This window comes from Ruminococcus sp. AF31-8BH (assembly GCF_003460605.1).
Classification (GTDB): domain Bacteria; phylum Bacillota; class Clostridia; order Lachnospirales; family Lachnospiraceae; genus Blautia_A; species Blautia_A acetigignens.
This window is the reverse complement of the sequence record NZ_QTVN01000028.1, coordinates 3219-16335: the sequence shown is the minus strand read 5'-3', so window position 1 is coordinate 16335 and position 13117 is coordinate 3219. Positions and strand designations below refer to the sequence as shown.

The 13117-nt window shown below is 43.2% G+C and carries 17 protein-coding genes; 12 read left to right on the top strand and 5 right to left on the bottom strand.

Going from position 1 to position 13117, the window contains the following annotated elements; translation table 11 throughout:
- Positions 1-107 precede the first annotated feature (107 nt).
- Positions 108-449, top strand: a complete 342-nt coding sequence (gene mobC / locus DWZ38_RS21220) for a plasmid mobilization relaxosome protein MobC (protein ID WP_117855288.1) — start codon at positions 108-110, stop codon at positions 447-449.
- Between the two features lie 87 nt (positions 450-536).
- Here the strand turns inward: mobC and DWZ38_RS21215 are convergent, their stop codons facing one another.
- Entirely contained in the window at positions 537-2144 is a 1608-nt protein-coding gene (locus tag DWZ38_RS21215) for an SIR2 family protein (protein ID WP_117855286.1), read from the bottom strand.
- A gap of 175 nt (positions 2145-2319) precedes the next feature.
- On the opposite strand from DWZ38_RS21215, the gene DWZ38_RS21210 reads away from it, so the two are divergent.
- A complete protein-coding gene (locus DWZ38_RS21210) occupies positions 2320-2610 on the top strand; it encodes a CD1845 family protein (protein WP_117855293.1) in 291 nt (96 codons plus the stop codon).
- Positions 2611-2668: 58 nt separating this feature from the next.
- Here DWZ38_RS21210 and DWZ38_RS21205 read toward each other — a convergent pair whose 3' ends face one another.
- Genes DWZ38_RS21205 through DWZ38_RS21195 form a run of 3 tightly spaced genes read right to left on the bottom strand, consistent with a single transcriptional unit; the run spans position 2669 to position 5116 of the window.
- Complete coding sequence (locus tag DWZ38_RS21205; protein WP_158096690.1) at positions 2669-3046, bottom strand: ASCH domain-containing protein; 378 nt, start codon at positions 3044-3046, stop codon at positions 2669-2671.
- 13 nt (positions 3047-3059) lie between these two features.
- Positions 3060-4580 (bottom strand): hypothetical protein, encoded by a 1521-nt coding sequence (locus DWZ38_RS22420; RefSeq protein WP_178105406.1) that lies wholly within the window; start codon positions 4578-4580, stop codon positions 3060-3062.
- The gene (locus DWZ38_RS21195) at positions 4577-5116 is read right to left on the bottom strand and encodes an ATP-binding protein (protein ID WP_117855283.1); all 540 of its coding nucleotides are present in this window, start codon (positions 5114-5116) and stop codon (positions 4577-4579) included. The genes DWZ38_RS22420 and DWZ38_RS21195 overlap by 4 nt, the downstream gene beginning before the upstream one ends.
- Before the next feature lie 165 nt (positions 5117-5281).
- Between DWZ38_RS21195 and DWZ38_RS21190 the strand changes: the two genes are divergently transcribed.
- Positions 5282-6697, top strand: coding sequence for a relaxase/mobilization nuclease domain-containing protein (locus tag DWZ38_RS21190; protein ID WP_117855281.1), 1416 nt, complete (start codon positions 5282-5284; stop codon positions 6695-6697).
- 169 nt (positions 6698-6866) lie between these two features.
- Here the strand turns inward: DWZ38_RS21190 and DWZ38_RS21185 are convergent, their stop codons facing one another.
- A complete protein-coding gene (locus DWZ38_RS21185) occupies positions 6867-7232 on the bottom strand; it encodes a helix-turn-helix transcriptional regulator (protein WP_173828809.1) in 366 nt (121 codons plus the stop codon).
- Between the two features lie 147 nt (positions 7233-7379).
- On the opposite strand from DWZ38_RS21185, the gene DWZ38_RS21180 reads away from it, so the two are divergent.
- The 9 genes from DWZ38_RS21180 to DWZ38_RS21145 form a co-directional block, all read left to right on the top strand.
- Entirely contained in the window at positions 7380-7577 is a 198-nt protein-coding gene (locus DWZ38_RS21180; protein WP_015515114.1) for a helix-turn-helix domain-containing protein, read from the top strand.
- Positions 7558-8247, top strand: coding sequence for a response regulator transcription factor (locus DWZ38_RS21175; RefSeq protein WP_028088182.1), 690 nt, complete (start codon positions 7558-7560; stop codon positions 8245-8247). The genes DWZ38_RS21180 and DWZ38_RS21175 overlap by 20 nt, the downstream gene beginning before the upstream one ends.
- A complete protein-coding gene (locus DWZ38_RS21170; protein ID WP_055173569.1) occupies positions 8244-9185 on the top strand; it encodes an ATP-binding protein in 942 nt (313 codons plus the stop codon). The genes DWZ38_RS21175 and DWZ38_RS21170 overlap by 4 nt, the downstream gene beginning before the upstream one ends.
- Before the next feature lie 98 nt (positions 9186-9283).
- Positions 9284-10207 (top strand): ABC transporter ATP-binding protein, encoded by a 924-nt coding sequence (locus tag DWZ38_RS21165; RefSeq protein WP_117855278.1) that lies wholly within the window; start codon positions 9284-9286, stop codon positions 10205-10207.
- On the top strand, positions 10200-10907 hold the full coding sequence (locus tag DWZ38_RS21160) for an ABC transporter permease subunit (protein WP_117499507.1): 708 nt from the start codon (positions 10200-10202) through the stop codon (positions 10905-10907). Before DWZ38_RS21165 ends, DWZ38_RS21160 begins: the two co-directional genes overlap by 8 nt.
- A gap of 518 nt (positions 10908-11425) precedes the next feature.
- Positions 11426-11848, top strand: a complete 423-nt coding sequence (locus DWZ38_RS21155; RefSeq protein WP_178105405.1) for a sigma-70 family RNA polymerase sigma factor — start codon at positions 11426-11428, stop codon at positions 11846-11848.
- Positions 11849-12356: 508 nt separating this feature from the next.
- Positions 12357-12560, top strand: coding sequence for a hypothetical protein (locus DWZ38_RS21150; protein WP_044927990.1), 204 nt, complete (start codon positions 12357-12359; stop codon positions 12558-12560).
- 133 nt (positions 12561-12693) lie between these two features.
- A complete protein-coding gene (locus tag DWZ38_RS22415; RefSeq protein WP_178105404.1) occupies positions 12694-12870 on the top strand; it encodes a hypothetical protein in 177 nt (58 codons plus the stop codon).
- Positions 12871-12959: 89 nt separating this feature from the next.
- Positions 12960-13117, top strand: a 158-nt coding sequence (locus DWZ38_RS21145; RefSeq protein ID WP_147343044.1) for a recombinase family protein, incomplete at its 3' end; no start/stop codon positions are given.

The following is a 13117-nucleotide window of genomic DNA, read 5'->3' as shown; positions in this document are numbered from 1 at the left end:
CCCAACAACACGCCTATCCCACCCACGCCCCCGGAGTTGGACGCAAAACCGCTGGATAAGGTAAAGGAGCCCAAAGAACGCCGGAAAGGCCGGGAGCTGGAACGCTGATGGAGAACCGCAAGCGGAATGTCCATCTGCACGTCATGGTAACACCGGACGAGCTGGCGGCCATCCATGAGCGGATGGCCGAGGCGGGCATTTCCAACGCCGGGGCTTATGTACGGAAAATGGCTCTGAACGGGTATATCCTGCACATCGACCTTACGCCCGTAAAAGAGCTGACCTCTCTGCAACGGCGCTGTTCCAACAATCTCAATCAGGTCGCCGTACACGCACACACCTATGGCGTGTACCCGGAGGAAATCGACGGATTGAAGCGGGACTATGAAAAGCTGTGGGGCGAGGTGTCAAAGGTGCTGCGGGAGCTTTCCGAGCTGGTGGCAAAGTAAGACGAGGGCGGCAAACTCCTTAATTGGAGCTTGCCGCCCTTTTTCACTTAGGACCATTATGGCCCCAAGTGACACTAATGAGAAACATCATAATATGATTATATTTCCGCTATTTATGGATGCACAGAGTTTTTCAATGCAGGAAATAATATCTTTGGATTCTCTTTTTCCTACATTAACATTATTGTGTACGATGTTATTGCGTATTTTTCTATACTTCTTTACTTTGTAAAGAGCTTCTTCATCTTCAGCATTATTCGTGTTTAACAAATTTAGGGATTCCATCAGAGAGATCCTTACAAAGTCGTACTTTCTGGATAAAGTTATTTCTAAAAACCTAAATGCCGCAATAACGGCAGCATTGTATTCACCCTTGTCAAACAGCCTCAAATAATCCTTTTCGGCTTCCGGTTCGTTTTTCTTGCCGTTATTGTGCGCTTGTAAAAAATCATTTAATGTGTCCACAAAATGCTTGTTATCACCATATAAATTATATTTGAAAAGATGTAGACTTTGTAAATCAAATGGCAAACTATCCGATTGATCTTCATCTACAATCAATATAGATAGCTTGTTCTTGCTCATTATGTTTCCTAATTCCCACATAATATTTGCGTTGTTACCAGAGAGATCAACAATGGTCATTGAAGCTTTTGAAATCAGAGCGTCAGTCTTTCGTGTTATAATTTCGCCTGGCATTATAGTTTCGTCTAATGATATGGGAGAAATACCGTTATTGTATAATACAGGATATAGCAAATCTTTAAGAAAGGATAATCTTTGATATGGTGCTGAAATATAACAAAGTCTATTATCCGTCTCTGGCATTTTTAATTCTTCGGAAGCCTTCTCGTTTGTGAACACCATTTGTTCGGGGAGCTTTTCATCAATAACTTGCTTAATCTCAGAAAAAAACTCATCCAAAATATCAGGATAGTCGGCTTTGTCACCCGGAAGATTTATAACTTTAATATTTCTTCTCTCAAAACGTGCTATTTCTATGGGGCTGGCATCTACTAAAACTACATAAGCAGGAGTGCTTAGTTTCCCGAGGCGGGAACCAATAATTTGCCACAGTGTTCTAATATCGCTGTCGTCAAAACTATATCCTATAAGTAATAGCGTTTTAGTAATAAATAGGTTGGATATGTATGTTGATAAAATTTTGTTTTTATCAACATATATATCATAATCGTATTCGGTTATTACCATTCTTTCAGGATGATTAAAATCTCCATGCAGTTTAATAAGTTTAGTTCTTTCATGTGTGCTTATTGGAAGGCGCTCCTCTGAAACTACCATCGAAAAAGGAATGTGTTTCTCATTTAATGTTTGTTCAATGAGGAAATCAAAATTTGTCGTGCAAATAGTATCAAAATAAAGATCGCAAAATGTCCGATGTGTTTTTCCCGGCTTTAGATCATTAACATAGAGTTCTCTTGCCAAAAGTTCAATGAGCTTAGTCCTTGAAAACTCACTTTCAAACAACGATAATGCGTCAATGGCATTCGTATAAGTGTAATTGGGAATGTATGTTGCCACTTTTTTCCCGAGCCCTTCCCAATCTAAAATGCTCGCACCCTCTGGGGCAATAGCATTTTTTGAAAAGCCTGCCCCAACAAACGGAATAACTCTATTATCAATAAAATCTTCTTGTAATGTCTTAGGAATGTATTTCAAATATTTTCCGCTCATTGGTATTCCTCCGTTGCCCGCTTTTTAATAATTCTATCTCTTGCGTGCCTGTTCGTCAACTAAAGACTGGGTGTAGTAATACACTGGGGACAGGATTCACTAATCTTTTGCGACATTTATGTCCCCAGGCAGGCATGGTAAAATAGAGATAGAAAGAATAAAGGAGGTTTTGATGATGAAGATACTGCTGAAAATATTGGTTGCGCCCTTCGTTCTGGCGCTGTCCCTTCTGGCGGTTCTGGTGGTGTTTCTGTTTGATATTTGTGCCTTCCTGTTGACGATTGCCTCCGTGATTCTGGCGGTGCCGGGTATCGCCCTCTTTTTCACGCCGACACCCATCGGCGGGATTGTATTTCTGTTCCTCGCCTTCCTCCTTTCGCCGTATGGGCTGCAAGCGGCGGCATGCTCTCTGCTTTGGGCACTGGACGGAGGAAAATTCGCTCTGTATCGGTTTCTGACAAGTTAACTTCGGGTCAGCATGGCCCGAAGCAGGAAAGGGTGGCTTGAGGCCACCCTTTCCTGCTTTATTCTATATCTACATACGAAAAAGATTGCGGGGCAAGTGTGATATTGTAATCTAATAAATCTCGTGGAGGATCAAATATTTCCACTTTTCCTAATTCATAGGCGTATGCTGTTTTGCACCCATGAAAATATTCCCGATATTTTTTTCTGCTAATGCCCGCGTTACTTTTAGTCTGTTCCCATAAGGTGGAGGGAGCTGCACAAATAGTCCCCAGTATTTCAACTTTTGCCACTACTTTCATTACCGGAGATGTGCTATATACAAGTAGAACAGAACTGTTACTGCGTGCTAGCCGTTTACGATATTCATATTTTTTTGTACCAGCCAATATCCTATCAACATATTCTGGTTTTATTGATAATAGAATCGCCTTCAAAATTAAATCCTCATCATTCTACATACTTAATTTCCGTCTCAGAATCGTGCATAATCTGATTATATTGTTCATCACTCAATTTCATAAACGATCTAGGCCCCCTTGGAGCACACACAATGTCATGGTCCCAAAGGTAGCCCAATGTTAATCTTTTGCTCAGGCTTTTGACAAATATAAATTTTAAAACTTTTAAATTACGCCTATGATCACGCCAAAAGCCTTTCAATTCTTCGGTAGAAAAGACACTTCGATTCTGACAGATACTAAGCAGTTCCTCCTGAGAATGAATATTGCTAATAATTTCATCCACCATAGCGACTGTTGTAACAACCGAAGTATATTTTTTATTTGAACCTTCGGGGCCTGTTCGATAAAACAGAATTAGATCACCTGGCTTTACACCATTTCCGGGAGCCCACGAGATATAGACCTTTTGTAATGCATACCTATGAGGTTCTCTTCCGAGAAAATCAATTTTATTCTCGTTGTTCAGTTTGGAATCCGGGAGTAGTGTGGTGTGATATTGTGGGAAAATCGGCAAAATATACTTATTGCAATCATACTGAATGTTGGGAAAGTTTTTGCGAAAAGAAATATTATGATCAAAATCTTTCATCCTTTTTACTAAAACTTGTTCTTCTTTCCCGTTTCCAATTTTTACTCCATATTCAGTGAAGCCCCACCTTTTCAGTAATGCAGCCAAAGCGGACAGTTCTTCTCTATCTGTATAGAGTGTTACATAAATTTCGTCAACATTGCGTTGTAAGGCATTGTCAAAAATAATTTTAACAAAACGCTCACCCAACCTAAATCCGGTAGATTCAACTTTAAATGTTCCTACTTTTAATCTGCGCATCGGTTTAAAGGGCGGAACAATATCTGAGTAATTCTCATCGACACCTTCTGTTTTTAAGTAGAGGAATCCCAGTACTTTTCCAGCATCCGTATTACATATGTAAGCTTCTTCATCGCACTTGCGAGCAAACCACTTATCAAATCCTGGATAAGCGATACGGAAACTGTCAAAGAAAGAATCGGTTAAATCAACATTTCCGAAATAGGTTTTTTCAACGGCAAGCATTTTATATTCAATGAGACTTGGGTTTTCAGCCGTCGCTGCACTGATAAATGCATTTATTGAAAAAACTCTGTCACTCAAACCTAGCTTTATAGCTTTATTTCTTAGTCTCCGATCCTCCGTGATTAGTATGTCAACTCTGTTTGAATATACTTCAAACAATAGGCAATCATCAATCATGTCATTTTGCGATTTTTCCGGAATTCCGATCAATTCTAAAAAAGAATCGTCTGGTTCCTTAATGGTTTTGATTACCTCATATGATTCCAGCTTTACCGAAATAGCCTCTTGCGTTTCTGGATCTCGATATTTTTTTATTTCGGATATAGAGTATGGATGGATTACTTTATCATATTTTAACTTATCCAACCATCGAAAAAGGTGGCCAATACTATAATTGGAAACACGCTTGTTTTCTCTATGGATGATTATATTTGTGTCAAGCAAAGCTCTCATAATTTGGGGCCCCTTTCTATATAAGATAAGCAACTCGTAATATCAGTTTCATCAAAAAGCATATGATGAACATACAGATTACAATTTATGCTTGTAGCAATCTCATGTGCCTTTTCGTGTTCTGCTTTTTGTAAAAGTAAAATTTGACTTTCGGAATACTCTTTTTTATCTCGCATCGACAAATTTTTTATAATTTGTGAGGACGAGGCCTCTAGCAAAAGTATGGTTTCTATTTCCAGATCATAGAACACCCTACTCGGCAAAATATCAACATTACCATTTATGTCAAATATGCAAAAATGTCCGGCAAGAATAATACTAGGGGTCGATTTCAGAAGTTGCTTGACTTGTGAGGCCAAAATATTCTGATTAGCATCTTTGTCTCTAACCACTTTATTTGCTCCATAAGTTTCACCGTTGACCGCACTAATGAGATCACCAGCAGAAAAATCTGGGATTTTTAATGCAGTTGACAATTTATTACATAATGTGCTTTTCCCTACACCGTAAGTCCCGGCAACAAATATCGTCCCCATACGTATACCCCCCGTTTAACGATCCTTTATTGTATATATTTTACATCAAAATCAAGTTGGAGTCTATCGTGTTTTTGGCAAATATCTTATGTTCGGGCCATGTTGGCCCGAAGTCGGGGCGGTCTGAATGGGCCGCCTCTTTCTTATGGAAAGGAGGGATGATTTTTGGCTACCACAACTTTGTTACAGCGCCATGCGGGTGAAAGCAAAACGATTGCCGAGGCCATCCGGGATTGTCTGGACTATGGCAAGAACCCAGAGAAAACAGAAAGCGGAAAGTATATCTCCGCTTATGAATGTGATCCGGCCACCGTGGCGGACGAGTTCCTTTTGGCAAAGGCCAGCTATGCCGCTATGACGGGCCGGGAACAGAAGAAAGAAAATAATGTGCTGTGCTATCAGATACGACAATCCTTCTATCCGGGCGAGATCACCCCGAAGGAGGCGAACCGTATCGGCTATGAGCTGGCTATGCGCTGGACAAAGGGGCGGCACGCGTTTATCGTTACCACACATATCGACAAGCAGCACATCCATTGTCACATTTATTACAACTCCACCACCCTTGACTGCACCCGGAAATTCCGAAACTTTTGGGGCTCCAGCTTCGCCCTTCGGCGGCTCTCTGACAGGCTGTGCCTTGAAAACGGGCTGTCCATCGTGGAGAACCCGAAGCCCCGGAGCAAGAGCAAGTATCGGAACTATGGGGAGTGGCAAAAAGATCGGAAAGGGCCGCTTTCCTATCAGGACCGACTGCGCCTTGCCATTGATACCGCACTGGCGGAACGCCCCGCTGATCTGGACGAATTTCTCAATCTGATGAAGCGGGCCGGGTATGAGGTCAAGACGGTTCGGGGCGGCGGTATCAGCTTCCGGCTGACCGGGCAGGGACAGGAACGCTTCACCCGTCTGCGTGCCTCCACGCTGGGGGACGGCTACGACTTGCAAGATGTTCTGGCCGCCATTGAGGGCAAAGAAAAACGCCCCGGGCACTCGGAACGGAAAATCAGTCTGGCGGTGGATATTCAAGCGAAGCTGGCTGCCGGTAAGGGGCCGGGCTATGAGCGGTGGGCGAAGGTGTTCAACATCAAGCAGATGGCCGCCGCCCTCGCCTATATACAGGACAATGGCCTGACCGATTATGAGCAGTTGGCACAGAAAGCCACCGAGGCAGCAGACCGTTTTCATGCCATTTCCGAGCAGATCAAGCAGACGGAACAGGCCATGAAAACCAATGCCGGGCTAAAGGCCGCAACGGTTCAGTATGCCAAAACCCGCCCAGTCTTTGAGCAGTATAAGGCGACGAAGTACAGCCGGAAATTCCTTGCGGAGCATGAGGCCGACCTTGAACTGTACCGGGCTGCACAAGCGGAAATGCGCTCTCTGCTGGGCGGGGCGAAGCTCCCCAAAATGGATGTGCTGAAGGAAGAAGGCCGTAAGCTCACAGCAAAGAAAAAACAGCTCTATGGAGAATATCAAAAGGCACGACGGGATATGCAGGAGATCGTCACGATCAAAGCGAACATTGACACTCTGATGGGCTACACCGAACCGGGAAGAAAGCAGGAAAAGGAGCGTTAAGGTTATGAAAACAAGGAGCAAAGCGACGCTGACACTTCGGGCCATGTTGGCCCGAAGATACGGGTTTGGGGCGAGCCCCAACAAGCCGCCTTTGTGCCACTTGTGGCCACAGAGGCATTGCTTGCCACTTAGCGACAGCCCCTAAAATGGCGCAAAAAAACAGAGGCCCTTATTCTGGAACCTCCGTTTCTCTGGCTTTCTTAATGCCCTCGGCTGTGGCTTCTATTACAACAAGCTCTTTTTCATTCATAGAATTTAGGAGCACATCAATGTGCTTTCTGCAAGAGCTTGACCTTGCCCCTCCGTCCGCATGAATAAATTGGTCAACTGAAACGTCAAACATGGTAATGAGTTTAACAAAAAGGTCGAAACTGGGATACTGACCTTTGTTCTCAATATTCATAATGGTACGGGAGTCACGGTCTACTAATTCCGCAACATAGGCTTGTGTCCATCCCTTTTCTTCTCTGGCTCGTTTGAGAGCCGCCCCGAGGCCGTGAAAGTCAAACCTTCTTTCTTCTTGGTCCATTCTCATATCACTCTATATCATTGTACATTTCAGGTCGGGTTATGAGAATGTAATGAGATTTTACACAAGGTAGTATTTCATTTCATCAATATGCAGCCTCCAACTTGTATTGTTCGAGATAAAGAACTATAATGTACTCTGTGGAGGTGCGAAATGGACTATATGACATTGAAAGAGGCCGCCGAGAAGTGGGGCGTGACACCTCGTAGGGTAAATTATTATTGTGCTGGTGGGCGTATCCCCGGTGCTGTGAAAATGGCCGGTGTTTGGCTGCTCCCTAAAACTGCGGAGAAGCCGACTGATAGGCGCAGAAAGGAAGGAAAAAAGAATAATGAAGATTCTCTTAATTGAAGATGATATAGAAATAAGTGAAATGTTATGTAGCTATCTTATAGCAGAAAATTTTGAAGTTGTCTGCGCTACCGATGGTCAAAAGGCATGTGAGGCTTTCGACATTGGTTCTTATAGTATCGTCTTGTTGGATTTGATGATTCCCAAAATTACAGGTATGAATGTAATGAAGTATATTCGTCAAAAAAGTACGGTGCCAATTATCATCATTTCTGCAAAGGATTCGGATTCCGACAAAACTTTAGGTTTGGGCCTCGGTGCGGATGATTATATTACAAAACCGTTTTCCATAACAGAGGTTATGGCGCGTATTAAAGCAAACATACGGAGAAATACCGAATATGCTGCCGTACAGCCAGAGCAAACGAAACTTGTGTGGGGCCCATTGGTTATGAACTTGGAAAATCACACCGTCACAAAATCAGGCGAGATTATCGAACTGACCGCAAAAGAATTTGATATTTTACGGCTGCTTCTGGAAAACCCACAAAGGGTCTACACAAAGGCTCAAATCTATTCTTTAATTTGGAATGATGCCTATATGGGGGATGAAAATGCCGTCAATGTTCACATCAGCCGTTTACGAACGAAAATTGAGGATGATCCACGAAAGCCACAAGTTGTTATAACTGTATGGGGAATTGGCTATAAGCTGGGAGAACAGAAATGAGCAATGCGACAATTATCTTTTTACTAACCCTCTGTATTATGATTTTAATCTGTATCATTGTGTACCAGCAGTTTGTATTCCATAACGGAACAAAAGCAAAAATACATGAGATCAGCAGCAAATTGAAAGAACTTCTTGACACCGACAGCGACGAAAAAGTGACAGTCTTTACCGATAATAAGGCACTGATAGAGCTTGCAACACAAATCAATCGAATGTTGGAAGATCGGCAAAAAGTAAAAGTTGAGTATCGGCGGGCTGAAATGGCATCCAAAAAGATGTTATCTAACATTTCCCACGACATTAAAACTCCCATGACAGTGATTCTTGGCTATTTGGAGATTATGCGTTTGAACGGAACTCAAAGCAATGAAATGTTGCAAAAGGTAGAAAGCACTGCCCAGCGGGTAATGGGATTGATTACACAATTCTTTACGCTTGCTAAATTAGAGGCTGGCGATACAGATATGCCATTGGAGCGTTTGAATGTGAACGAAGCCTGCCGGGAAAATATTTTGGATTTCTATGAACTCCTTTCACAAAAAAATTTTGAAGTGGAAATTAACATACCCGATCATGTATTGTATGCAAATGCCAATAAAGATGCGTTGCAAAGAATTATGTTCAATTTGATTTCCAATGCAATTCGCTATGGCGGCGATGGAAAATATTTAGGTATGTTTTTGCGGGCAGATCAGGCACATATCTATATAGACATTGTGGACAGGGGCCGTGGAATTGAAAAAGAATTTGCCGATTCGGTTTTTGATCGGCTGTTTATGATGGAAGATTCCAGAAATAGTGCTATGCAGGGAAATGGTCTTGGACTGACGATTGCGAAAAATCTTGCCTTGCAACTCGGTGGCGATATTACTTTAGAAAGTCATCCGCACCAGAAAACAGTTTTCACTATTACGCTCAAGAAAATGGCCTATTAAACCATAGGTCATTTTTTCAAGAAAGAAATTTGTAAGAATTATTCAAGAGTTTTGAAAATCGAACTTTCTATAATGTCAGTAGAAAGGAGGGCAAGACAATGCCATTTATTTTACAAACAAGTGGTCTTTCTAAAAAGATCGGTAGTAAGGCACTTGTCACTGATGTTAATATTCATATTCCCAAAGGGGAAATTTATGGTTTTCTTGGTCCTAACGGAGCTGGTAAAACCACAGTGATGAAGATGATTACTAACCTTTGGAAACCTACCAGTGGGACTATTGAGGTGTTTGGAGAGGTATTGACTCCAAAATCCTATGAAGTCTTAAAAAGAATGGGAAGTATCATCGAGTTTCCCACCTTTTATGACCACATGACCGGGCGTGAGAACTTACAGCTTCATTGTGAGTATATGGGCTATTACAATGTTGACAGTGTTGAAAGTGCGTTGCAAATGCTGGACTTGACATCAGCAGCCGATCAGCCGGTCAAGAACTATTCCCTCGGCATGAAAGAACGCCTCGGAATTGCAAGAGCCATTATGTGCAAGCCGGAACTGCTTATTCTCGACGAACCCACAAACGGCCTTGATCCAGCAGGAATGAAACAAATCCGTGATTTATTAAAAACACTTTGTTCGGAGTACGGTATTACCGTTATGATTTCAAGTCACATTTTATCTGAAGTGGAGAGTATTGCGGATACCGTTGCTATTATCCATCACGGAAAAATGATGAAAGAAATTCGTATGCAAGATATTGAGGAAATGAACCTCAATTATGTGGAGCTTTCTGTCACGGATGAAAAGCGGGCTGCCTATGTCTTGACTGAAAAGTTGGGTCTGCAAAATTTTAAGATTCTTGACAGCGGTAAAATTCGCATATATGACCATGCAACGTCTACCCAACAGTTGACGAAAATACTGGCTCTGAATGATGTTGAAATTGTGAGCATTGGAAAGAAATCTGAAACGCTGGAGGACTACTTCTTGAAGCTGACCGGGGAGGTGAAATATCATGCTTAAACTCATTAGGCTGGAATGGAAAAAGAATAATGTAGGCAAGTACATTCGCAATGTGGTTATCATGTCGGCTCTGATCTGCCTGTTCATATTTGCCCTTTGCTATTTGGGAATTGCCAATGATCCTGATACGGGTGTTCCTGATGCGGTGCCGGGTAACAGTGCGATTTCTTCCTCTATCGAGCTGTTTACAAGCATGGCTTTTCTGGTGTTTACCAGTGTCATGTTGTCCACATACATTGTGAGCGCCTATAAAAACAAAACCATGAACTTAATGTTTTCGTATCCAATTAAGCGACAGAAAATTCTCGTTTCTCAAATGTTAGCTGTATGGATTTTCAATTTCGTGGCTCTGGTGCTGACAAAACTATTGATTTACGGCTGCATTTTACTTGGTTCACAATTCATGGTTTCCTCATTCCCACTGGACTACAACATGGCAAGTATGGGGTTCTATATTCAGTTACTCTTAAAGTCCGTTGTCATTGTAACCATGAGTTTTATCGCCTTGTTTATTGGTATGGCTATGAAGTCCTCAAAAGCTACCATCGTATCATCTTTTCTGCTGATTTTTTTGACACAGGCTAATGTGGGCGATTTTTCTTTGGCGGATAATGCCATTCTTCCTGTTGTACTTATGGTACTTTCCTTAATCTTTGCGTTTCTCTCGATTTACAATGTGGAAACTAAGGATTTGAACTAAAATGCTCGATGAAAAGGAAAGTTCTTATAGTGATGCCAATTATAAATTGATATTAAATAGTTATTAAACTGCCGGGCGACGGCAAAAGAAAAAAAGCCGTCGTCCAGCAGACACATTTCCATGCGCCTATGAAGCGGCGGCTTTGAGAAAAATCAGAGCCGCCGTTTCTTTTCATTTATCCTAAACCAACGACGACCTAACACCGTGCAAATCCACGGCGGCATATAGGAGGATTGCCGCCGTGTCTATTTTTGTCTTTTTTCACAGTACCCATGACCTACATCAGTTAAAAAAAGCATAGCTCCCCCTCCGGGTTATTCCGGCTATGTATGTGAAATTTGTTGGAACTTTAACTATTATGTCATTTCATGCGTCCGTGTGGCTTCATGCCGCCCGGGCGCTTTTGTGTTCTTATGGGGCTGCTTCGGGTCATGTTGGCCCGAAGTCATTCCCCGGTGCCGCTCCCCGCCGCCTTCGTTTCGGTCACTCGTCAACCAACAACCGAAACGGAGGTCAATATGGCTATTATCAATTTGCGGGACTATTACCCATTCTATATATCGGATTGCTTCATGGAAGTATCGGAAGAAGTTGCAGAAATGTTCAAAGAGTTTGAGCGTAAAGAGGCTGCTTATCGGCTGCGTACATACCGCCACAAAGCCTACTATTCCCTTGATCGGGATGACGGGCTGGAGCATGAGGCTGTCTTTGTCGCTTTATCTTCCCATGAACTGTATGAGCGGAAAGTGACCATGCAGGAACTTCACGCAGCGATTACCAGTCTGCCAGACAAACAGGCAAAACGGATTTACGCCCATTTCATTCTCGGCATGACCAAACAGGACATTGCCCGGGCAGAGGGCGTCCATGAAAAAGTGGTTCGTGTCGCAATCGAGCGAGGTCTGCGGCGCTTAGAAAAAATTTTGAAAAATTCTTTGTAAGGCGTACCGATTTAGGCCGGAAAATGAAATGGCTTATGAGAGGCAAAACACTTCGGGTCACAATGGCCCGAGGTTCAGACAAGCCTCATGCAGATTGAAAATTGAATAAAAAGACACCCGGATACGAAGGGGAACGCGCTGTGTGACAGACCCGCCATGACCTCGGATTTCAGAGAATACAGTCTTTGTAAAACTGAGCGAGCGAACAGGTCCATGCCATAGGTGGGGAAAGGCTGGCTCCACCGGAACAGGCGCAGAACCCGGATACTTGCATTTAGTCACAGTCCGAGCGTTGAAGCGGTCTTACAAGCCGTGAGCCGTCGCAGGCAATGAGAACGCCTTGCCATCAGAATGGGGAGAGTTGAAATACTATGGGGCATGAAGCCTATGTCCGTCCGGTGTGTCTGAAATGAAATGAAAACCTATGGGGAGCCCCCGGCAATGCTGTCTGATGATAGGCCAACCGATCCGGCGTGGCTCCCCATCTTTTCAAAAAAAGGAGCACTTTATGGGAAATGCGTTTGGAATGATCCCCGGCTTGGAACCGGACGAATGGAGCAATGACGCCTGCCGTGGTTATGTCATTATGGCAATGGAGGACTGCGGATTTTCAAAGAAGGATATACGGCGTGTTGTGGGGCAGCTTTATGAAGTATTTGACCTCAACAGCGTGGAGGACGCCAAAGAAAAGTACCATTCCAGTCCTTACTGACCTCGGGTCACATCGACCCGAAGTGGAGAAAGCTCAAAGGGCGGCACCTGCTGGGTGCCGTCTTTTGACGTTTCCCCACGGGACAAGTGGGAAAGGCTGGCATATACACGCACTTTCGCAAAGGAGGTTTTCAATGACGCAAGCTGTCACTTATGAACGAGAAACAAAGTCTGTCGCATTTCAAGGGAAGATCATTGTGCTGGAAAACCTCACGCCGGTACTTCCCCCGAAGGAGAAAGCACAGCGCAAAAAAGAAATTGAGCGTTGTCTTTATGAGGTGTTCCGCAAATATGGAGACAGATTTCCCTAATCATTCGCAACATTGTTGTCCGGGGCTGCTGATGGTATAATATAGTTGTAAGGTTGGTAGCTCCATTCCAACAAGGAAAGGAGCCCAATATGGAATTTATCAGAGAAGATTGTATTTACGCAAGACAGTCAGTAGACCGCAAGGACAGTATCAGCATTGAAAGTCAGATCGACTTTTGCAAGTATGAATTGAAAGGCGGGAGCTGCCGGGTATTCAAGGACAAGGGCTATTCCGGCAAGAACACGGA

Excerpts from the sequence above, each read along its gene's own strand:
- mobC (WP_117855288.1), top strand. The coding sequence starts at position 108 with ATGGAGAACCGCAAGCGGAATGTCCATCTGCACGTCATGGTAACACCG.
- DWZ38_RS21215 (WP_117855286.1), bottom strand. The coding sequence starts at position 2,144 with ATGAGCGGAAAATATTTGAAATACATTCCTAAGACATTACAAGAAGAT.
- DWZ38_RS21210 (WP_117855293.1), top strand. The coding sequence starts at position 2,320 with ATGAAGATACTGCTGAAAATATTGGTTGCGCCCTTCGTTCTGGCGCTG.
- DWZ38_RS22420 (WP_178105406.1), bottom strand. The coding sequence starts at position 4,580 with ATGAGAGCTTTGCTTGACACAAATATAATCATCCATAGAGAAAACAAG.
- DWZ38_RS21195 (WP_117855283.1), bottom strand. The coding sequence starts at position 5,116 with ATGGGGACGATATTTGTTGCCGGGACTTACGGTGTAGGGAAAAGCACA.
- DWZ38_RS21185 (WP_173828809.1), bottom strand. The coding sequence starts at position 7,232 with ATGAGAATGGACCAAGAAGAAAGAAGGTTTGACTTTCACGGCCTCGGG.
- DWZ38_RS21180 (WP_015515114.1), top strand. The coding sequence starts at position 7,380 with ATGGACTATATGACATTGAAAGAGGCCGCCGAGAAGTGGGGCGTGACA.
- DWZ38_RS21175 (WP_028088182.1), top strand. The coding sequence starts at position 7,558 with ATGAAGATTCTCTTAATTGAAGATGATATAGAAATAAGTGAAATGTTA.
- DWZ38_RS21170 (WP_055173569.1), top strand. The coding sequence starts at position 8,244 with ATGAGCAATGCGACAATTATCTTTTTACTAACCCTCTGTATTATGATT.
- DWZ38_RS21165 (WP_117855278.1), top strand. The coding sequence starts at position 9,284 with ATGCCATTTATTTTACAAACAAGTGGTCTTTCTAAAAAGATCGGTAGT.
- DWZ38_RS21160 (WP_117499507.1), top strand. The coding sequence starts at position 10,200 with ATGCTTAAACTCATTAGGCTGGAATGGAAAAAGAATAATGTAGGCAAG.
- DWZ38_RS21155 (WP_178105405.1), top strand. The coding sequence starts at position 11,426 with ATGGCTATTATCAATTTGCGGGACTATTACCCATTCTATATATCGGAT.
- DWZ38_RS21150 (WP_044927990.1), top strand. The coding sequence starts at position 12,357 with ATGGGAAATGCGTTTGGAATGATCCCCGGCTTGGAACCGGACGAATGG.
- DWZ38_RS22415 (WP_178105404.1), top strand. The coding sequence starts at position 12,694 with ATGACGCAAGCTGTCACTTATGAACGAGAAACAAAGTCTGTCGCATTT.